Here is an 18966-nt window from a genome sequence, read left to right as displayed (position 1 = left end):
CAGAACCCCTAGAATCTGCCGCCATCGGACGGTCGCGCCGGGACCACCGCATCGGCCGCCGTAACCGGCGCCTGCATGCTGCGGCCGGCCACGAAAATTCCCGCGATCACCAGGAACAGCCCGGCGACGTGGAAGAGATGCAGTTCCTCCCCCAGGAACGCGATCGCCAGCCCGGCGCCGATCAGCGGCATGACGTTCATATACTGCCCCGTCGCCGCCGATCCGATCAGTTCGACACCGCGGTTGAAGAAGAGATAGGCGAGGAACGAGGGGAAGATCGCGACATAGCCGATGGCCAGCACGCTTTCGCGCGCGACGACGATCCGCCGCCCCTGCACCAGTTCGCCGGCATAGAAGGGCGCGATCGCCACGATCCCGATCAGGATCGAACCCGCCAGCAGGCTGAGCGGATGAACCGGCGGGCGGCGGCGCAGCAGCACCGAATAGACCGCCCACAGCACCACCGCGAAGCCGATGATCGCATCGCCGCCGTTGAGCCGCAGCGCGAGCAGCGCCTGCACGTCGCCGCGCGAGATGATGGTCAATACCCCGGCCAGCGAGACGGCCACGCCCGCGATCTGCCGCGCGGTCGTGCGCTCCTTCATCAGCAGCGCCCCGATGAGCAGGATCAGCGCCGGCTGCGCCGACTGCATCAGCATCGCATTGAGCGCGGTCGTGGTCTGGAGCCCGCTGTAGAGCAGGGTATTGAACGACCCGATCCCCAGCATCCCCAGCAGGATCATGATCGGCCAGTGCGCGCGCAGCACCGGCCAGTCGCGCCGGAGGTGCGGCCAGGCGAGCGGCAGCAACAGCAGCAATGCGAGCGCCCAGCGCCAGAAGGACAAGGCGATCGGCGGCACGAAATCGCGCGCGGCCCGCCCGACGATCGAATTGCCCGCCCAGCACGCCGCGGTCAGCGTCAGCAGCAGATAGGGCCGCGCCCATAATCCCGCCAGCCCCGCACCCGGAGCCGCGCGCGCCGATTCTTCCATGCCTGTTCCGCCGTTCATCGCTCCTCCGTGCCGTGCCGGGCATCCGGAGGCAACCGCTTGCGCGCTCCCGCGCATCCGCTAAACACGCTCGATGGATCAAATCGTCATTCGCGGCGGCCAGCGACTCAAGGGCCGTATCCCCATTTCCGGCGCCAAGAATGCCGCGCTCACCCTGCTCCCCTGCGCGCTGCTCACCGACGAGCCGCTGACGCTGCGCAACCTGCCGCGACTCGCCGACGTCGACGGTTTCGGCCACCTGCTCAACCAGCTCGGCTGCTCGACGACGATCGAAGGATCGCGGCCGGAGGATTTCGGACGCGTGATGACCGCGCGCGCGACGACGCTGACCTCGACCGTCGCCCCCTATGACATCGTGCGCAAGATGCGCGCGTCGATCCTCGTCCTCGGCCCGCTGCTCGCGCGCGCGGGCGAGGCGACGGTCAGCCTGCCCGGCGGCTGCGCGATCGGCAACCGGCCGATCGACCTGCACCTGAAGGCGCTCGAAGCCTTCGGGGCGGAGATCGAGCTCGCCTCGGGCTATGTGAAGGCGAGTGCGCCGGGCGGACGGCTGGCCGGCGGCAGGTTCACCTTTCCTGTCGTGTCCGTCGGCGCGACCGAGAATGCGGTGATGGCGGCGGTGCTCGCCAGGGGAACCTGCGTGCTCGAAAATGCGGCGCGCGAGCCCGAGATCGTCGACCTGTGCAACTGCCTCGCCGCGATGGGCGCCGAGATCGACGGCATCGGCAGCGAGACGCTGACCATCGAGGGCGTCGACCGGTTGCACGGCGCGACCTATCGCGTCATGGCCGACCGCATCGAGGCGGGAAGCTATGCCTGCGCCGCGGTCATCACCGAAGGCGACGTCGAACTGGTCGGCGCAAAGGCGGCCGAGATGGAGGCGACACTCGCCGCGCTGCGCGAGGCGGGCGCGACGGTGGAGGAGGTCAAGGGCGGCATCCGCGTCGCCATGTCGGGCCGCGCCGAACCCGTGACGCTGTCGACCGCGCCCTACCCCGGCTTCGCGACCGACATGCAGGCGCAGTTCATGGCGATGGCGACGCTGGGCACCGGCGCTTCGCTGTTCACCGAGACGATTTTCGAGAATCGCTACATGCACGTTCCCGAACTCGCGCGCATGGGCTGCGACATCCAGGTCAAGGGCCGCACCGCGGTCGTCCGCGGCGTCGAGAAGCTGGTCGGCGCGCCGGTGATGGCGACCGATCTGCGCGCCTCGATGAGCCTGATCATCGCCGGGCTCGCCGCCGAGGGGGAGACGCAGGTCAACCGCGTCTATCACCTCGACCGCGGCTACGAGCGGCTGGAAGAAAAATTGCAGGCGGTCGGCGCCGATATCGAGCGGGTCAGCGACGACTGACGCGGCGCGCGAAAAGCGCGCAACATTATTTCAAGGCATACAGAGCACGCGGTACGCCCCTTTTTTTGAGGGATCGTGCGTCCATTCGACATCCCCTCCCGCTTGCGGGAGGGGCAGCGAGGCTTGCGAACTTGTTCGCTAGCCGCAGCGGGGTGGGTAGACGCAACGCCGCCGGCCACCCCGCCCCTCCCGCAAGCGGAGGGGAGACGCGTGTATGCACGATTAAAACAGTCATGCGTTGAAGGCCGGCACGGCGCGATAATGTAGGAAAGCCCTTCGCAGGATCGCTCCGCTTGCAGAGACGAAGCGAATCCATCGCGTGCCATCCGCTCCGGCGTCAGTCGCGCGGGTTCTCGTTCGCCGAGGCCGAGCATTCGGGGGCGTCGACCGCGACCGACACCATGTTTCCGCTGACCGAGGGGCGCTCGGGCCGCTTCGCCACCGCGATGATCAGCCCGGCGAGCGCCACCGCGCCGCCCGCGATCGACAGCGGCGCCCAGTGATAGTCTTCGAAGACGGTCGAAAAGCCCATCGCGATGATCGGGATCAGCACGCTCGACCACGCCGCCTGCCCGGGGCCGACGGCGCGGATCACGCTGAAATAGAGCGGGAAGGACACCGCGCTGGCGACGATGCCCAGATAGAGGACGCCCAGCAGATAGACGGGCGTCGCCTCGATCGTCGGCGGCCCGGTCGTGATCCATGCAAAGCCGCCGTCGGCGAGCGCGCCGAAGAGCATCGCCCATGCGATCATCACCGTCATCGACTGCGCGCGGGCGATCTTCGTCCCCTGCATGACGTTGGCGATCGAGGCCGAGAGCACCCCCGTCAGCGTCAGCAGCGTGCCCGCGACCACCGCCTGCGGACCGAGCGCCGCGGCGCGATATTCGTGCAGGATCATCAACCCGACGCCGACGATCGCGATTCCGGCGCCCGCCAGGAAGCGCCCTTCGAGCGGGGTCTTCAGGAACAACCGTCCGAACAGCGTGTTCGGCACGATGAGCAGCGCGAACAGCACCGCGACTAGCCCCGACGTGATATGTTGTTCGGCGCGGTAGACGAAATTGAAGTTGAAGGTGAACTGCGCGATGCCGAGCAGCACGACGAAGGCGAAGGCCCGGCGGTCGAGCCACAGCCGTTCGCCCCGCATCGCGGCGAACAGGAACATCGCGGCCGCCGCAACGATGAAGCGGTAGGTCACCGACCAGCTCGGCGGGACGATGCCGAGTTGCCCCTTGATGACGATCCACGTCGATCCCCAGATCAGCGTCACCAGAGCGAAGGGGATGAGGACGCGCGGATGGAGGAGCGATGCGCCGGGCTGGCTCATAGCGCCGCGATCGCCGCGGCGAGCGGCGCCGTCGAGGCGGCGTCCTGATCCCAGCTGGTGACGAGGCGCGCGGCGCCTTCGCCCCAGTCATAGAAATCGAATCCCTGTGCGCGCAGATCGGCCGCCTCTTCGGCGGTCAGCCGCACGAACAGCTCGTTCGCCTCGACCGGATACATCAGCCGGTCGCCGCACGCCGCGGCGAGCGCCGCCGCCCCGGCATTGGCGGCACGCGCGTTGGCGAGCCACAGATCGCCCTTCAGCATCGCGCGGATCTGCGCCGCGACGAAGCGCCCCTTGCTGAGCAGGTGCCCGCCGCGCTTTTTGAGTTCGCGCACGCCCGCGCCGCCGCTGCCGCCGAAGAACACCAGCGCCTCGGCCATCATCGCGCCGTTCTTGGTGAAGCCGAACGACAGCGCGTCGACCCCGGCGCGCCAGGTGACGTCGGCCGGCGTGCAGCCGAGAAAGGCGACCGCATTGGCGAAGCGCGCGCCGTCCATGTGCAGTTTCATGCCGCTGGCCTTCGCGATCTCGCTGATCTCGGCGACCTCGTCGGGACGCCAGGACAAGCCGTATTCGGTCGCGTTGGTGATGCTGATCGCCGCCGGCTGGACCTGGTGGACGTCGGCGCGGATGCCGGCGATTCGCGCCTTCAGCGCATCGGCATCGATCTTTGCCCCCGTACCGGGCAGCGGCATCAGCTTGGCCCCGCCCGAATAGAAGGTCGGGGCGCCGCATTCGTCGACCTCTATATGCGCTTCCTCATAGCAGAGGATGCCCTGCCACGGCCGCACGAAATGGGCGAGGATGATGCTGTTCGCCGCGGTTCCGGTCGAAATCCAGACGACCTCGCACTCCGTTTCGAACAGGTCCGAAAAGGCCGCGTCGAGCGACCCGCTGAGCGCGTCGCCGTCATAGGCGGTGTCGACATGGTTCGCCGCGGCCAGGGCGTCCATGACCGCGGGATGGACCGCGGCGGCATTGTCGGAAAAGAAGCGCAGGGCGGTCATGCCGCCGCCCTTAGCGCAGGGCGGGCATCCTGCTAAGCCGTTATTTGCTCCAGGCGTCCGGCGCGGCGTCCCGGTCGGGCGAGCGCGGACGGTAGAGCCATTTGCCCTTGGTCCGCGACCGGCGCACCAGATATTCGCCCGGCATCAGCAGGCGGAAGTGCGTGCCGTTGCGGTCGAGCAGCAGACCGAAACGGGGCAGCAGGATCGAACGGCTGTGCCATTCGTAGACGCCGTCGTTCGGCGCGGCAGGATTCTCCATGGCGGACCACTCCGCTCCCGAGCAAATCGCCCCGTTCCGATGGCGGGAGACTCCATCGGACCCGGAACGTCCTTACCGCGATTCGGTTGCATGGTGGTGGCAGGGGCGGACGGCACGGCGCATGAAACGACCGGACCGACCGGCTTCGGCCGCGCAAGCGCGGCCAGCCGAAAACCGCGCCGCGCCGCGCGATCAGCGGTCGCGCTTCGCCAGCAGCTTGAGCCGCAGCGCGTTCAGCTTGATGAAGCCCGCCGCGTCCTTCTGGTCGTAGGCGCCGGCGTCGTCCTCGAAGGTGACGTGGCGCTCGCTGTACAGGCTGTGCGGCGACTTGCGGCCGACAACGGCGACACTGCCCTTGTAGAGCTTGAGCCGCACCGTGCCCGACACCTTTTCCTGGCTGTGGTCGATCGCCGCCTGCAGCATCTCGCGCTCGGGCGCGAACCAGAAGCCGTTGTAGATGAGCTCGGCATATTTCGGCATCAGCTCGTCCTTCAGGTGCGCCGCGCCGCGGTCGAGCGTGATGCTTTCGATCCCGCGATGCGCGCGGGCATAGATTTCGCCGCCCGGCGTCTCGTACATGCCGCGCGACTTCATGCCGACGAAACGGTTCTCGACGAGGTCGAGCCGGCCGATGCCATGCTTGCGGCCGAGGTCGTTGAGCGCCGCGAGCAGCGTCGCGGGCGACATCGCCTGCCCGTTCAGCGCGACGCCGTCGCCGCGCTCGAAATCAATGGTCACATATTCGGGCGCATCGGGCGCATCCTCGGGATTCACCGTGCGCGAATAGACATAGTCGGGGGTCTCTTCCCACGGGTCCTCGAGCACCTTGCCCTCCGACGAGGTGTGGAGGAGGTTCGCGTCGGTCGAGAAGGGGCTTTCGCCGCGCTTGTCCTTCGGCACCGGAATCTGGTGTTTTTCGGCGAAGTCGATCAGCGCGGTGCGGCTCGTCAGGTCCCACTCGCGCCACGGCGCGATCACCTTGATGTCGGGATTCAGCGCATAGCAGGACAACTCGAAGCGCACCTGGTCGTTGCCCTTGCCCGTCGCGCCGTGCGCGACCGCGTCGGCGCCGGTCTGCTTCGCGATCTCGACCAGCCGCTTCGAGATCAGCGGCCGCGCGATCGAGGTGCCGAGCAGATAGTCGCCCTCGTAGCGGGCGTTGGCGCGCATCATCGGGAAGACGAAGTCGCGGACGAACTCCTCGCGCAGGTCGTCGATGAAGATATGCTCGGGCTTGATCCCCATCAGCTCGGCCTTGGCGCGCGCGGGTTCCAGTTCCTCGCCCTGCCCCAGATCGGCGGTGAAGGTCACGACCTCGCAGCCATAGCGGGTCTGCAGCCACTTGAGGATGACGCTGGTGTCGAGCCCTCCCGAATAGGCGAGGACGACGCGCTTGATGGACTCGGACATGATGGCACCTTCTGGCGGGAAACGACGCGGGCGCGGCTAGCAGGCCAGCCCGCGCGGCGCAACGGCCTGATCGGGCGAAGGGGCGGAAAAGGGCGCGGCCACACCCTTCGTCATGCGGAACTTTCCCTTTCGTCACCCTGAACTTGTTTCAGCATGACGAAGGATGGACCTGATCCGGGGAAAGCAATCCAGGGCAGTTACCGCCCGCTCTGGATTGCCGCGCGGCTTCGCCACTCGCAATGACGAGTCCATTCGATGTCATCGCGCTCTGACCGTACCGCGAGCGCGCGGAGCGTAGGAACAGCACGTCAGGCGGCGCGCAGAAGCCGGAAGTCGACGCCGCTCGGGTCCTGAAAGGGCCGCAATCCGAATTCGGGCATGATCGCGAACAGATGATCGAAGATATCCGACTGGATATCCTCATATTCCGCCCATGCGGTCGTGCTGGTGAAACAATAGATTTCGATGGGAAGGCCCTGCGCCGTCGGCGCCAGCTGCCGGACCAGCAACGTCATGTCCTTCGATATGCGACCGTTCGCCCGCAGGTAGGCGAGGACATAGGCGCGGAAGGTGCCGACGTTGGTGACGCGGCGGCTGTTGACCGGATCGTGCCCGGCCCGTTCGACCCGGGCATTCCATTCGCCCAGTTCGCCCTGCTTGCTCTCCAGATAATCGTCGATCAGCCGCAGGCGGCGCAATTGCTGCTTTTCATCCGCGGTCAGAAAACGGATGCAGTTCTGGTCGATCAGCAGCGACCGCTTGATCCGGCGCCCGCCCGATTCCGACATGCCGCGCCAGTTCTTGAAGCTCTCCGCGATCAGGCGATGCGTCGGGATGGTGGTGATCGTCTTGTCCCAATTCTGCACCTTGATCGTGTGCAGCGCGATGTCGATCACGTCGCCATCGGCGTTGAGCTGCGGCATTTCGATCCAGTCGCCGACGCGCAGCATGTCGTTCGAGGTGAGCTGCACCGATGCGACGAGCGAGAGTATCGTATCCTTGAACACCAGCATCAGCACGGCGGCCATCGCGCCGAGGCCGGACAGCAGCAGCAGGGGCGATTGCTCCATCAATGCCGCGACGATCAGGATCGCCGCCCCGGCATAGAGGATGATCTTCAGCACCTGCATGTAGCCCTTGATCGGCCGGCTCGCGGCGTCGGGCCGCCGCTCGTATATCTCGTTCCCCAGGCTGAAGGCCCGGCTGATCGCCATGGCGATGAAGAGGATGATGGAGGCGGCGACGACATTGCCGACCACGGTGACGACGCCCGCGGGCAAATGCGGCACCGCTCCGATGCCCGACGAGATGACAAGCGCGGGAAAGACGTTGGCAAGCCTTGCCGCGACGGGGACCGGCGTCGGCCCGCCCTGCGGCAGCCAGCGCAGCGCAACGCGCAACACGACATGTTTGACGATGAAGTTGACGACCCAGGCGATGGTGAGAAGCAGGCCCAGGCCGATCACGGTCTCGGCCCAGGGCGGCAGGTCGGCAAGGAAGGGAAAAACAGCAGCGATCGAGAGGGTTTCGGTCGTGATGGAATGCATGACATCGTGCCTGCTGGCGCGCAGGCCTGTCTCCTTTGGCTATGGGCGGGATATCAAAACATCGCACGCCCCGCGCGCCGGTGTCAAATTTCGCCAACTTCCGCAGGCTGACCTACGCCTTCGTAATGCCGAACCCGTTTCCGCCTTTTCACGCCGCCAGCGAAAGTCGCAGCCCCAATGCCCTGCATATCCTGACCAGCGTATCGAGGGTCGGATTGCCGTTCTCACCCAGCGCCTTGTAGAGGGCTTCCCGCGTCAGACCGGTCTTGCGGGCCAGCGCCGTCATGCCTTGCGAGCGAGCGATGGTCCTCAACGCCTCGCGGATTTCCTCGCTGTCGCCGTCTTCCAGATAGGTGTCGAGATAGGCGGCGATATCCTCGGGCGTGCGAAGAAGTTCCGCCGGATCCCAGATTTTGGTTTCAATGGCCATCATTCGATCTCCTTCGCCATTGCCTTGGCCTTTTCGATGTCGCGCGATTGCGATCCCTTGTCACCACCGCACAGCAGGATCACCACGACATCGCCCCGCCTCGTAAAATAAACGCGATATCCGGGCCCGAACGTGAAGCGCAGTTCGCTGACTCCGCCGCCGACCGATTTGACATCCCCCGAGTTACCCGTCGCAAGACGATTGAGGCGCTTTGCGATACGAGCGCGTGCTGCAACGTCCCGAAGTCCGGCAATCCACTGGATGAAATCGTCCGTGCGCCGAATTTCGATCATATGTGAACTATAGATTACATCGTCAGACGTGTCAACTATGGATCACATCGCGCCATATCTCGCTTCCGCCTCGCCCAAATAATCCCGCGTCAGCGGCAGCGCGCGGCGGCTGCGGGCGAACTGGATCTGGTAATTGCCCATGCTGCCGCTCTCGAACGCCGCGGTCGCGCCGGCGAGGTAGAAGGTCCACATGCGGAAGAAGCGCTCGCCCATCATCGCCACGATCTGTGCCTCGTGCGCGACGGTGCGCGCATACCATTGGCGCAGCGTCAGCGCATAGTGAAGGCGCAGCGTCTCGACGTCGGTGGCGATCAGCCGGCTTTTCTCGCTCGCCCCCACCGTCTCGCTGAGCGCGGGGATATAGCCGCCGGGGAAGATATATTTGCGCGTGAAGGCGTCGGTCGACCCCGGCCCCCCGAAACGGCCGATGGTGTGGAGCAGCATCACCCCGTCCGCCGTCATCAGGTTCGCGCAGGCGCGGAAGAAGGTCTCGAAATTGCGCGCGCCGACATGTTCGAACATGCCGACCGAAACGATGCGGTCGAAGCGCCCCGGCTCGCGCGCCGCAAGGTCGCGATAATCGATCAGCTCGAAGCGCACGCGGTCGGCGACCCCCGCCGCCTCTGCACGCTGGCGCGCGAGGGCGAGCTGCTCGTCCGACAGGGTGATGCCCAGCACCTCGACCTGCTCCAGCTTCGCCAGCGTGATCGCCATCCCGCCCCAGCCGCAGCCGATGTCGAGCACGCGCTGCCCGGGCGCGAGCGCGAGCTTTGCCGCGATATGCGCCTTCTTCGCCGCCTGCGCCTGCTCCAGCGTCATGTCCGGCCGCGGCCAGTAGGCGCAGCTATATTGCATGTCATCGTCGAGGAAGAGGCGATAGAGATCGTTGCCGATGTCGTAGTGATGGTGGACGTGGGCGCGCGCGCTGCGGCGGCGGTTGATCGAGTTGAATCGCGTCCGCACCCCTTCCAGCCATTCGCCGAAGACGGTCTTGTCCTTGAGCTTCGCCCCGCGGTCCCACGGCGTGTTCATGCGCAGCAGCGCGATCAGCTCCATGATGTCGCCCTCGACGATCTGGAGGTCGCCGTCCATGAAGGTTTCGCCAGCGCCGAGGCGCGGATCGAAGATGATCCGGCGCATCGCGCGCCGGTTCCGGAAGCGGACGGTGACCTCCGGAAAACCGGGCTCGGGCTCGCCGAAACGCTCTTCGCGACCGTCGGGCATGACGACGGTCAACCTGCCGCGGCGCACGACGCGGGTAAGGAAGGGACGCAGGATCGACATAGGTCTCGGTTCAGAACCCCCCTGGCGGCATTTGGTTGCGCTCGGTCGCCGGCATAGCATGCAGGATCGCCGATGTCGTCCCGGTCGCGGCGCGGGACCCGCGTCGTGCACGCAATGCCCGATTTTCCATCGTCCCAGCGCAAGCTGGGACGACGGTTCGGGATTCGCGGCCCTTCTCCTCCGAACGGACCGAGCCTAGGCGGCCGCCTCCGCTGCATATTCCTCGCGGTAGCGGGTGCGCAGCGTCACCTTGTCGATCTTTTCGGTGCCGAGCTTGGGCAGCGGATCGCGCGCGATCCAGATGCGCTGCGGCACCTTGAAGGGCGCGAGGCGTGTCTTCAGGAAATCGGCCAGCCCCGCGGCATCGAGCGCGCTGCCCGGTTTGGTCCACAGTACGGCGCCCGGCACCTCGCCCAGCCGCTCGTCGGGCAGGCCGAACACCGCGCATTCGTTCACGTCGTCATGTTCGTAGATCGCCGCCTCGACCTCCTGACAGCTGATGTTCTCGCCGCCGCGGATGATGATGTCCTTCTTGCGGTCGACGATGAACAGATAGCCGTCCTCGTCGAGATAGCCGAGGTCGCCCGAGCGGAAATAGCCGTTGGCGAAGATCGCCGCCTTCGTCGCCTCGGGATTGTTCCAATAGCCTTCGAAATTGCAGACCGAGCGGATGCAGATTTCGCCGACCTGTCCCTGCGGCAGCGCGTTGCCGTCGTCGTCGAGGATCGCGAGGTCGACGAGCGGCTTCGACGCCGGGCCGGTCGACAACGGCTTTTCGAGATAATTCTCGTTGATGATGCCGCAGCCGACGGCGTTGGTCTCGGTCAGGCCGTAGCCGAGCAGCGGCTTGCCGTCGCCCATCTCGGTGGCGAGGCGCTTGACGTGCTCGGGCGGACGCGGCGAGCCGCCGCCCGCATAGCTCTTGCAGGTCGACAGGTCGTATTTCGACCGGTTCGGATGGACGAGGATCTCGTAGCTCATCAGCGGCACGCCGACGAAATAATTGACCTGTTCGTCCTGGATCAGCCGCATCGCCTCTTCGGCGTTCCATTTCGGCATCAGCACCAGCTTGCGCCCCAGCGCGAAGCTTTGCAGGAACACCGGAATCTCCGCGGTGACGTGGAACAACGGCGTGCAGATCAGCGTCGCGGGCTGGATGTCCGACATCAGCCCGTCCTGGGTCAGCAGATGGACGATGCTGGCGGTCTGCGTCACATAGTTGAACACCGCCTGCACCACCGCCTCGTGCCGCGAATAGGCGCCCTTCGACTGGCCGGTCGATCCCGAGGTGAAGAGGATGGTCGCGAGATCCTGCCCGGTCAGCCGCGGCAATTCGGTCTCCGCGCTGCCGCCCGCGTCGGTGATCGGCGCGATCGCCTCGTCGATCGGCCTGGCGATGTCGAGCGTGATCACCGTCGCGCCGTGCGCGGTTCCGGCGAGCCGTTCGGCGCGCTGCGGGTCGGCGATGACCAGCTTCGCCTCGCTGTCGGCGATCCCCGCCGCCAGCTCGCCGCCCTGCCACCAGCCGTTGAGCAGCGTCGCGCAGCCGCCCGCCAGCAGCACGCCGATATAGACGACGCACCAGGCGTTGGCGTTGCGCATCGCGATCGCGACGCGGTCGCCGCGCTGCACCCCGTGCCCTTCGACCAGCGCCGCCGCGACCCGCCGCGCGGCCGCATAGGTCTGCCGGAACGACAGGCGCTCGTCGCCCTCGACCAGGAAGGTCGCGTCGCCGTGCTGCGCGCAGAAGAAGGCGACATAGTCGGCGAGGTTGGTCGGGGCATTGGTGATGAACGGCAGGTCCCGCCCGAAGCGTTCGACCGATCCGACCTGGATGAGCCCTCCGGGGCCGGTGATCTGTTCGTAAGCGGCGTCCAGGCGCAGGTCGAGCGCGGATGGCATCAGTATCTCTCCTCTTGGTCTCGGTGCGCTTACCCCTTATGGGGAAAGGCCTCTCCTGGGGAAGGGCCGAGCCTTTATGACATTTCCTGCGCTTCTAGCCGAAGCAACGCAATATTTGAACTTCCATGATCTGATGGGCGAAAACAGCGAAATCGCCTTCCACGTCTTCGGCCTGCCGATCCGCTGGTACGCGCTCGCCTATCTCGCCGGCATCTTCGTCGGCTATTGGTATCTGCTGAGGCTGATCGCGCAGCCGGGCGCCCCGATGGCGCGCCGCCACGCCGACGACATGATCTTCTATGCGATGCTCGGCATCATCCTCGGCGGCCGCATCGGCTATGTCCTCTTCTACAATCTCGGCGCCTATCTGGCCGACCCGATCGCCATCTTCCGCCTGTGGGACGGCGGCATGTCGCTGCACGGCGGCGTGGTCGGCGTGCTGATCGCCATCTGGTACGTCACGCGCAAGGAAAAGCTCAGCTTCCTGCGCTTCTGCGACTATATCGCGTGCGTCGTGCCTTTCGGCCTGTTCTTCGGCCGCCTCGCCAATTTCGTCAACGGCGAGCTATGGGGGCGCCCGACGACGGTGCCCTGGGCGATCATCTTTCCGGGCAGCGGCACGATGGACCCGCGCCACCCGAGCCAGCTCTACGAGGCGGGGCTGGAGGGCGTCGTGACCTTCCTCGTCCTCGCCTTCCTCTTCTGGCGCACCGACGCGCGCTACAAGCCCGGCTTCCTGTTCGGCATGGCGGCGATCCTCTATGGCCTCAGCCGCTTCGCGCTCGAATTCGTCCGCGAACCCGACGTCCAGCTCGGCACGCTGCCGTGGGGGCTGACGATGGGACAGACGCTGACGGTGCCGATGCTGATCGCCGGAATCTGGCTGGTCGCGACTGCCAAACGCCGCCGCCAGCGCGTCGAGCCGATCGCGGGGCCCGACAGCATTGCGTGACGGCCCGCCCACGCCGGCGCAGCTGATCAGGGAAGTGGCGGCGGGACGGCCGATGACGGTCGCCGACTATATGGCGGCCGCCAACGCGCATTATTATGCGACGCGCGACCCGCTGGGGACCGCCGGCGACTTCACCACCGCGCCGGAGATCAGCCAGATGTTCGGCGAGATGATCGGCATCTGGATCGCCGACCTGTGGCGGCGCGCGGGCAGCCCCGCGATCCGCTATGTCGAGATCGGCCCCGGCCGCGGCACGCTGGCCGCCGACGCGCTGCGCACGCTCGCGCGCTTCGGCTGCGCGCCGCAGGGCATCCATCTGGTCGAGGCGAGCCCGGTGCTGCGCGCGGCGCAGGCGGCGCGCCTGCCGTCGGCCGAGCATCACGACGCGGTCGACGCCCTGCCCGACGACCTGCCGCTGGTCGTCGTCGCCAACGAATTCTTCGACGCGCTGCCGATCCATCAATATGTGCGGACGGCGGACGGCTGGCGCGAGCGCATGGTCGAGCGCCGCGACGGCCGCCTCGTCGCGGTTCCCGGCGACACGCCGGTGGACGAGATCATCCCCCCGGCGCTGCGCGTGCGCGGCGAGGGCACGATCGTCGAGACCGCTCCGGCGGCGGCGGCGGTCATGCACCAGTGCAGCGCCCGCCTCGCGCGGCAGGGCGGCGCGATGCTGGCCGTCGACTATGGCTACAGCGGCCCGGCGGCGGGCGACACGCTGCAGGCGGTCAAGGCGCATCGCTTCGCCGATCCCTTCGCCGATCCGGGCGAGGCCGACCTGACCGCGCATGTCGATTTCGCCGCGCTCGCCCACGCCGCGCGGCGCCCCTCGACCCACGTCCTCGGCCCCGTCGGACAGGGCATCTGGCTGAGCGCGATGGGAATCGACGCGCGGCTCGAAACGCTTAGCGCCGCGGCGCCCGCGCGCGCCGCCGAACTGCGCGGCCAGCGCGACCGGCTGGTCGAACCCGGCCAGATGGGCGAACTGTTCCAGTGCCTCGCGGTGTTGGCGGCCGGCTGGCCGCGCCCCGCCGGCTTTCCGGAGTGACCGCATGACCGCCGCCGTCGTCCCCGCCCGCGCCGACGATGCCGAGGCGCTGTCGCGCTTCGCCGAAACGGCCTTCGTCGACACGTTCGGCCATCTTTACGACCCCGCCGACCTCGCGGCCTTCCTCGCCGACTGGAACCCGCCCGCGCGCATCCGCGCGCAGATCGCCGATCCCGCCTGGACGATCGGGCTGGTGCGCGATGCAGGGGGCGCGGTCGCGGGCTTCGCGAAGCTCGGCCCGATCGACTTCGCGCTGCCCGAGGGCCAGCCCGCCGACGATGCGACCGAACTGCACCAGCTCTATGTCGGCGAGGCGGCGAAGGGCACCGGGGTTGCCGCCGCGCTGATGCAATGGGGCATCGCCTGGGCCCGCGAGCGCGCAGCCATCCTCTATCTGTCGGTGTTCACCGAAAATCCGCGCGCGCAGGCCTTCTATCGCCGCTATGGTTTCGTCGACGTCGGCCGCAACGCTTTCCGGGTCGGCAACCATATCGACGAAGATCGCATCTGGAGGCTCGACCTGTGACCCCGCCCTTTCACACCGCCGCGCCGCTGGAGGGCGTCTCGCACGGTTTCTTCGGACGCCGCGGCGGGGTGTCGGACGGCGACCTCGCTTCGCTCAACTGCGGGCTCGGGTCGGGTGACGATCCCGCGCTGATCGCCGAGAACCGCCGCCGCGCCGCCGACGCGCTGCTGCCCGGCGCGGCGCTGGCCGGCCTCTATCAGGTCCACGGCAACCGCTGTGTCGTCCTCGATGCGGCAAGCGACCCCGCCGCGCGGCCGGAGGCCGACGCGCTCGCGACCCGCACCCCGGGCATCCTGCTGTCGATCCTGACCGCCGACTGCGTGCCGGTGCTGTTCGCCGACCGCGAGGCCGGCGTCGTCGGCGCCGCGCATGCCGGGTGGAAGGGCGCGCTCGCGGGCGTCACCGACGCGACGCTCGACGCGATGCAGGATTTGGGCGCCGACCGCGCGCGCATCACCGCCGCGATCGGCCCGTGCATCGGCCGCGCCTCCTATGAGGTCGACGAGGCTTTCGTGCAGCGCTTCGTCGACGACGACCCCGAAAACGAGCGCTTCTTCGCCGCCGGGCGCGCCGGCCACGCGATGTTCGATATCGCCGCCTATGTCGCCGCGCGCCTTGCCGCGGCGGGGGTGACGCGGATCGCGATCGGCGGGCAGGACACCTACGCCGAGGTCGCGGAGTATTTCAGCTATCGCCGCGCCTGCCACCGGGGCGAGACCGGCTATGGACGCCAGATGGCGCTGATCGGCATCGCGGCGCGATGAGGGGAACGCGATGAGGGAGACGCGATGACGGGGGCGCGGCTGTTCGGGCTGGCCGGCGGGCTGCTGGCGTTCGCCCTGATGCGGATACTGCCGGCGCCCGCCGGAATGGAGCCGGGCGCCTGGGCGGTCGCGGCGATGACGCTGCTGATGGCGGTGTGGTGGATGACCGAGGCGATGCCGCTGACGGTCACCGCGCTGCTGCCCTTTCTGCTCGTGCCCAGCTTCGGGGTGATGGATTCCAACGCCATCGCCAAGGAATATTATTCGCCGATCCTGTTCCTGATCCTGGGCGGCGCCTTTCTGGCGCTGGCGATCGAGCGCGTCGGCCTGCACCGCCGGGTGGCGCTGGCGCTGCTCAAGCGCGCGCCCCCGACCGCGACCGGGCTGCTCTTCGCCTTCATGGCGGCGACCGCGGCGATCGGCCTGCTCGTCTCCAACACCTCGACCGCGCTGATCATGATCCCGATCGCGCTCGCGGTGATCGAGGCGGCGGGCATCCCCGAGGGAGAGACCGAGGGCTTCGCCGGCGCGGTGATCATGGGCACCGCCTTCGGCGCGACGATCAGCGGGTTCGGGACGCTGGTCGCAACGCCGACCAACGCGATCGCCGCCGGGCTGATCGAGCGGACGCTGGGCGTGCACATCTCCTTCCTCGACTGGCTGATGTTCGGCCTGCCGGTCGTGATCCTGAGCGTGCCGATCGCCACCTTCGTCCTCGCGCGCGTCCAGCGATTGAAGGACCATCCCTTCGACGCCGCCGCCGCGGCGAGCGCGCTGGGCGAGGCGACGACGTGGAGCCGCGCCGAGCGCCGCGTCGTGCCCATCGCGCTGCTGGTCGTCGCGGCGTGGATCGCGCAGCCGCTGCTGGCGCCGCTGTTTCCGAAGGGCGCGCTGACCGACGGCACGATCGCGGTGGCGGGCAGCCTGCTGCTGTTCGTCGTTCCCGACGGGACGGGCCGTCCGCTGCTCGTCTGGAAGGAAGCCGACCGGGCGCCGTGGGGCGTCATCATGCTGTTCGGCGGCGGACTGGCGCTGGCGGCGGCGATGACCGAGAGCGGGCTCGCGGCGTGGCTCGGCACCATCCTCGCCCCGCTCGGCGCAATGCCCGCGATCCTGCTGGCGCTGATCATCGTCGCGCTGACCATCCTCGTCACCGAGTTCGCGAGCAATGTCGCGACCGCGAGCGGCATCATGCCCGTGCTGACCGCGCTGATCGCGGCGACGGGGGCCGATCCGATCCTGCTCGCCCTGCCCGTCGCGATGGCGGCGAGTTGGGGCTTCATGCTGCCGTCGGGCACCGGGCCGAGCGCGCTCGCCTGGTCGACCGGCCACATCGCGCTGCCGCGCATGCTGAAGGCCGGGCTGGTCCTCGACATCATCGGCGCGCCGCTGCTGATCGGGGTGATCTGGACCGTCGCGATGCTGGTGTAGGGCGGGGCCGCCGCAGCGCACGCCGCGCGCGGATTTCGTTTCAATTGCAACCGGCGCTGTTGTAGACGGAACGCCTCATCCAAAGGAGCATTTCATGGCCATGCGCGGCAAACCCAAGGCGGACATCAAGACGATCGGCGGCCGGACGCTCAATCCCGCGACGCTGATGATGGGGCATGGCTACGACCCGGTGCTGTCCGAAGGATCGCTGAAGCCGCCGATCTTCCTCACCTCGACCTTCGCCTTCGAGAATGCGGCGGCGGGCAAGCGCTTCTTCGAACATATCACCGGCAAGCGGCAGGGGCCGGCCGACGGCCTCGTCTATTCGCGCTTCAACGGGCCGAACCAGGAAATCCTCGAAGACCGCCTCGCGATATGGGACGGCGCCGACGACAGCCTCGTCTTTTCCAGCGGCATGTCGGCGATCGCCACGCTGCTCCTGTCGCTGGTCAACCAGAATGATGTCGTCGTCCATTCGGGCCCGCTCTATGCCGCGACCGAGACGCTGATCGCGCGCATCCTGTCGCGCTTCGGGGTCAGCTTCGTCGATTTCCCTGCCGGCGCGACGCGCGAGGAACTCGACACGCTGCTCGCCCGCGCCAGAACGCTGGCCGACGAAAAGGGCGGCAAGGTCGCGCTCGTCTATCTCGAAAGCCCGGCGAACCCGACCAATGCGCTGGTCGATGTCGAGGCGGTGCGCGCGGCGCGCGACGCCGCCTTTCCCGGCGATCAGAAGCCCGCGATCGCGATCGACAACACCTTTCTCGGCCCGCTGTGGCAGCAGCCGCTGAAACAGGGCGCCGAACTCGTCGTCTACAGCCTCACCAAATATGCCGGGGGGCATTCGGACCTCGTCGCCGGGGGCGTGTCGGGCGACCAGCGGCTGATCGACATCATCCGGCCGATGCGCAACACCATCGGCACCATCTGCGACCCGAACACCGCATGGATGCTGCTGCGCAGCCTTGAAACGCTCGAACTCAGGATGAGCCGCGCGGGCGAGAATGCGCTGAAGGTCTGCACCTTCCTGAAGGATCATCCGAAGGTCGAGGGGCTCGGCTACCTCGGCTTCATCGCCGACCCGCGGCAGAAGGACATCTTCGACCGGCACTGTTCGGGCGCGGGATCGACCTTCTCGCTGTTCATCCGCGGCGGCGAGGCGGAAAGCTTCCGCTTCCTCGACGCCCTGAAGATCGCAAAACTCGCCGTCAGCCTAGGCGGCACCGAAACGCTCGCCAGCCACCCCGCCGCAATGACCCACCTGTCGGTTCCCGACGAGCGCAAGAAGGCGCTGGGCATCACCGACAATCTGGTGCGCGTGTCGATCGGCATCGAGGACGCCGACGACCTGATCGCCGATTTCGACCAGGCGCTGGCGGCGGTTTGAGCCGCGAAGCCGGTATAGGATATATTCGCGCAGAGGCGCAGAGTTCGCAGCGTTCACAGAGGTTTTCTGCCGTTCGCCCTGAGCTTGTCGAAGGGCCGTTCTTGCTTTTGAGGTCGAGGGATCAGGAACGGTGCTTCGACAAGCTCAGCACGAACGGGAGAGCTATGTTTCTCTGCGAACTCTGCGCCTCGGCGCGAAATTCATGACTCACGGCGGGAAGACACAGCAGCCCCTACATTCGCGCGAGCGACGTCGACACCCTATTTCTGCCGCCAGTCGACGACCTGCCAGCCCATCGTCGGCGCGAGCTTCTTCAGCCTGCGCGACGGCGTCGTCGCCACCGCCTGGTCGGCGAAATGCAGCATCGGCCGGTCGGACACATGGTCCGAATAGGCGCGGATATGCGCCGCCTCGCGCGTAATGTCGTTGTCGGCGAGCCATTCGCCGATGCGCGCGAACTTCGCCTCGCCATAGCAATTGTCGCCCGCCAACCGGGCATGGACATGGTCGGCGCCGTCGGGTTCGTCGAGCCGCGTCGCGAGGACGTCGTCGATCCCCAGCCGCCGCGCGATCGCATCGACATAAAGGTGGAAGGAGGCGGTCGCGAGCAGCAGGCGATAGCCCGCCGCGCGGTCGGCCGCGATCTGGTCGAGCGCCGCCGGGTGCAGCCCGCGCGCGACGACCTTGTCGGCATAGCTTTCGGCGAGCGGCGCGATCTCCGACCGGCGGAAGCGCTTGCCGACCAGCAGTCGCAGGTTGATCGCCTTGAGCCGCGACCGGTCGATCAGCCGCAGCGCATAGGCCAGCCCCGCGAGCGCGACGAGCGGCAGCAGCAGCAGCCGCCACGGCTGGCGCCGCCGCGCGACGTGCATCAGGAAGCCGCTGTAGGTGCCCGCGCGCGTGATCGTGCGGTCCATGTCGTACATCGCAATGCGATGGGCGTAATCGGGTGCGGGCGGGCGGTCCATACGGCTTCCTTACCCCCGCCGCCATCGCCGGCCAAGCCCGGCCCGCACCACGGATTCGCTT

General features: G+C 67.6%; 18 protein-coding genes. 7 read left to right on the top strand and 11 right to left on the bottom strand.

From position 1 onward, the window contains the following. Positions 1–8: 8 nt before the first annotated feature. A complete protein-coding gene (locus tag SGRAN_RS06475) occupies positions 9–1010 on the bottom strand; it encodes a DMT family transporter (protein WP_172709626.1) in 1002 nt (333 codons plus the stop codon). Positions 1011–1083: 73 nt separating this feature from the next. On the opposite strand from SGRAN_RS06475, the gene murA reads away from it, so the two are divergent. After that, positions 1084–2367, top strand: a complete 1284-nt coding sequence (murA, locus tag SGRAN_RS06470) for a UDP-N-acetylglucosamine 1-carboxyvinyltransferase (RefSeq protein ID WP_067181763.1) — start codon at positions 1084–1086, stop codon at positions 2365–2367. A 337-nt stretch (positions 2368–2704) separates the two neighbouring features. Here the strand turns inward: murA and SGRAN_RS06465 are convergent, their stop codons facing one another. The 9 genes from SGRAN_RS06465 to SGRAN_RS06425 form a co-directional block, all read right to left on the bottom strand. Further along, the gene (locus SGRAN_RS06465) at positions 2705–3697 is read right to left on the bottom strand and encodes a DMT family transporter (protein ID WP_067181760.1); all 993 of its coding nucleotides are present in this window, start codon (positions 3695–3697) and stop codon (positions 2705–2707) included. Then, positions 3694–4695, bottom strand: a complete 1002-nt coding sequence (locus SGRAN_RS06460) for a threonine aldolase family protein (RefSeq protein ID WP_067186947.1) — start codon at positions 4693–4695, stop codon at positions 3694–3696. The genes SGRAN_RS06465 and SGRAN_RS06460 overlap by 4 nt, the downstream gene beginning before the upstream one ends. 49 nt (positions 4696–4744) lie before the next feature. Further along, entirely contained in the window at positions 4745–4963 is a 219-nt protein-coding gene (locus tag SGRAN_RS06455; protein WP_067181756.1) for a hypothetical protein, read from the bottom strand. 192 nt (positions 4964–5155) lie between these two features. Further along, positions 5156–6373, bottom strand: coding sequence for an argininosuccinate synthase (locus SGRAN_RS06450; RefSeq protein WP_067181753.1), 1218 nt, complete (start codon positions 6371–6373; stop codon positions 5156–5158). 308 nt (positions 6374–6681) lie between these two features. Beyond that, a complete protein-coding gene (locus tag SGRAN_RS06445; protein ID WP_067181750.1) occupies positions 6682–7920 on the bottom strand; it encodes a mechanosensitive ion channel family protein in 1239 nt (412 codons plus the stop codon). A gap of 148 nt (positions 7921–8068) precedes the next feature. Then, positions 8069–8353: an addiction module antidote protein gene (locus tag SGRAN_RS06440; protein WP_076074348.1), complete on the bottom strand. Its 285-nt coding sequence runs from the start codon at positions 8351–8353 to the stop codon at positions 8069–8071. Then, entirely contained in the window at positions 8350–8643 is a 294-nt protein-coding gene (locus SGRAN_RS06435; RefSeq protein WP_067181744.1) for a type II toxin-antitoxin system RelE/ParE family toxin, read from the bottom strand. The genes SGRAN_RS06440 and SGRAN_RS06435 overlap by 4 nt, the downstream gene beginning before the upstream one ends. Positions 8644–8685: 42 nt before the next feature. Continuing rightward, the gene (locus SGRAN_RS06430; RefSeq protein WP_067181742.1) at positions 8686–9927 is read right to left on the bottom strand and encodes an SAM-dependent methyltransferase; all 1242 of its coding nucleotides are present in this window, start codon (positions 9925–9927) and stop codon (positions 8686–8688) included. A gap of 195 nt (positions 9928–10122) precedes the next feature. Next, complete coding sequence (locus tag SGRAN_RS06425) at positions 10123–11829, bottom strand: class I adenylate-forming enzyme family protein (protein WP_067181740.1); 1707 nt, start codon at positions 11827–11829, stop codon at positions 10123–10125. A gap of 76 nt (positions 11830–11905) precedes the next feature. Here SGRAN_RS06425 and lgt point away from each other — a divergent pair, with 76 nt between their 5' ends. From lgt to SGRAN_RS06395, 6 genes are all read left to right on the top strand, one after another. Further along, positions 11906–12781 (top strand): prolipoprotein diacylglyceryl transferase, encoded by an 876-nt coding sequence (gene lgt / locus SGRAN_RS06420; RefSeq protein ID WP_067181737.1) that lies wholly within the window; start codon positions 11906–11908, stop codon positions 12779–12781. Between the two features lie 52 nt (positions 12782–12833). Continuing rightward, the gene (locus tag SGRAN_RS06415) at positions 12834–13829 is read left to right on the top strand and encodes a class I SAM-dependent methyltransferase (protein WP_237234049.1); all 996 of its coding nucleotides are present in this window, start codon (positions 12834–12836) and stop codon (positions 13827–13829) included. A 4-nt stretch (positions 13830–13833) separates the two neighbouring features. Then, positions 13834–14355: a GNAT family N-acetyltransferase gene (locus tag SGRAN_RS06410; RefSeq protein ID WP_067110241.1), complete on the top strand. Its 522-nt coding sequence runs from the start codon at positions 13834–13836 to the stop codon at positions 14353–14355. After that, the gene (pgeF, locus tag SGRAN_RS06405; RefSeq protein ID WP_067181733.1) at positions 14352–15119 is read left to right on the top strand and encodes a peptidoglycan editing factor PgeF; all 768 of its coding nucleotides are present in this window, start codon (positions 14352–14354) and stop codon (positions 15117–15119) included. The genes SGRAN_RS06410 and pgeF overlap by 4 nt, the downstream gene beginning before the upstream one ends. Before the next feature lie 24 nt (positions 15120–15143). Then, a complete protein-coding gene (locus tag SGRAN_RS06400) occupies positions 15144–16550 on the top strand; it encodes an SLC13 family permease (RefSeq protein ID WP_067181730.1) in 1407 nt (468 codons plus the stop codon). A gap of 94 nt (positions 16551–16644) precedes the next feature. Then, on the top strand, positions 16645–17937 hold the full coding sequence (locus SGRAN_RS06395; protein ID WP_067181727.1) for a cystathionine gamma-synthase family protein: 1293 nt from the start codon (positions 16645–16647) through the stop codon (positions 17935–17937). A gap of 260 nt (positions 17938–18197) precedes the next feature. Here the strand turns inward: SGRAN_RS06395 and SGRAN_RS06390 are convergent, their stop codons facing one another. Further along, positions 18198–18905 carry an HAD family hydrolase gene (locus tag SGRAN_RS06390; RefSeq protein WP_082737116.1) on the bottom strand — a complete coding sequence of 236 codons (708 nt, stop codon included), beginning with the start codon at positions 18903–18905 and terminating at the stop codon, positions 18198–18200. Positions 18906–18966: the final 61 nt, after the last annotated feature.

The sequence above is a fragment of the Sphingopyxis granuli genome, assembly GCF_001559015.1.
In the GTDB taxonomy this organism is placed as follows: domain Bacteria; phylum Pseudomonadota; class Alphaproteobacteria; order Sphingomonadales; family Sphingomonadaceae; genus Sphingopyxis; species Sphingopyxis granuli.
This window is presented reverse-complemented; position numbering and strand designations above follow the sequence as displayed.

What these genes read in the sequence shown, in the direction of transcription:
- SGRAN_RS06475 (WP_172709626.1), bottom strand. Translation starts at nt 1,010, where the DNA reads ATGAACGGCGGAACAGGCATGGAAGAATCGGCGCGCGCGGCTCCGGGT.
- murA (WP_067181763.1), top strand. Translation starts at nt 1,084, where the DNA reads ATGGATCAAATCGTCATTCGCGGCGGCCAGCGACTCAAGGGCCGTATC.
- SGRAN_RS06465 (WP_067181760.1), bottom strand. Translation starts at nt 3,697, where the DNA reads ATGAGCCAGCCCGGCGCATCGCTCCTCCATCCGCGCGTCCTCATCCCC.
- SGRAN_RS06455 (WP_067181756.1), bottom strand. Translation starts at nt 4,963, where the DNA reads ATGGAGAATCCTGCCGCGCCGAACGACGGCGTCTACGAATGGCACAGC.
- SGRAN_RS06450 (WP_067181753.1), bottom strand. Translation starts at nt 6,373, where the DNA reads ATGTCCGAGTCCATCAAGCGCGTCGTCCTCGCCTATTCGGGAGGGCTC.
- SGRAN_RS06445 (WP_067181750.1), bottom strand. Translation starts at nt 7,920, where the DNA reads ATGCATTCCATCACGACCGAAACCCTCTCGATCGCTGCTGTTTTTCCC.
- SGRAN_RS06440 (WP_076074348.1), bottom strand. Translation starts at nt 8,353, where the DNA reads ATGATGGCCATTGAAACCAAAATCTGGGATCCGGCGGAACTTCTTCGC.
- SGRAN_RS06435 (WP_067181744.1), bottom strand. Translation starts at nt 8,643, where the DNA reads ATGATCGAAATTCGGCGCACGGACGATTTCATCCAGTGGATTGCCGGA.
- SGRAN_RS06430 (WP_067181742.1), bottom strand. Translation starts at nt 9,927, where the DNA reads ATGTCGATCCTGCGTCCCTTCCTTACCCGCGTCGTGCGCCGCGGCAGG.
- SGRAN_RS06425 (WP_067181740.1), bottom strand. Translation starts at nt 11,829, where the DNA reads ATGCCATCCGCGCTCGACCTGCGCCTGGACGCCGCTTACGAACAGATC.
- lgt (WP_067181737.1), top strand. Translation starts at nt 11,906, where the DNA reads ATGACATTTCCTGCGCTTCTAGCCGAAGCAACGCAATATTTGAACTTC.
- SGRAN_RS06415 (WP_237234049.1), top strand. Translation starts at nt 12,834, where the DNA reads ATGACGGTCGCCGACTATATGGCGGCCGCCAACGCGCATTATTATGCG.
- SGRAN_RS06410 (WP_067110241.1), top strand. Translation starts at nt 13,834, where the DNA reads ATGACCGCCGCCGTCGTCCCCGCCCGCGCCGACGATGCCGAGGCGCTG.
- SGRAN_RS06400 (WP_067181730.1), top strand. Translation starts at nt 15,144, where the DNA reads ATGACGGGGGCGCGGCTGTTCGGGCTGGCCGGCGGGCTGCTGGCGTTC.
- SGRAN_RS06395 (WP_067181727.1), top strand. Translation starts at nt 16,645, where the DNA reads ATGGCCATGCGCGGCAAACCCAAGGCGGACATCAAGACGATCGGCGGC.
- SGRAN_RS06390 (WP_082737116.1), bottom strand. Translation starts at nt 18,905, where the DNA reads ATGGACCGCCCGCCCGCACCCGATTACGCCCATCGCATTGCGATGTAC.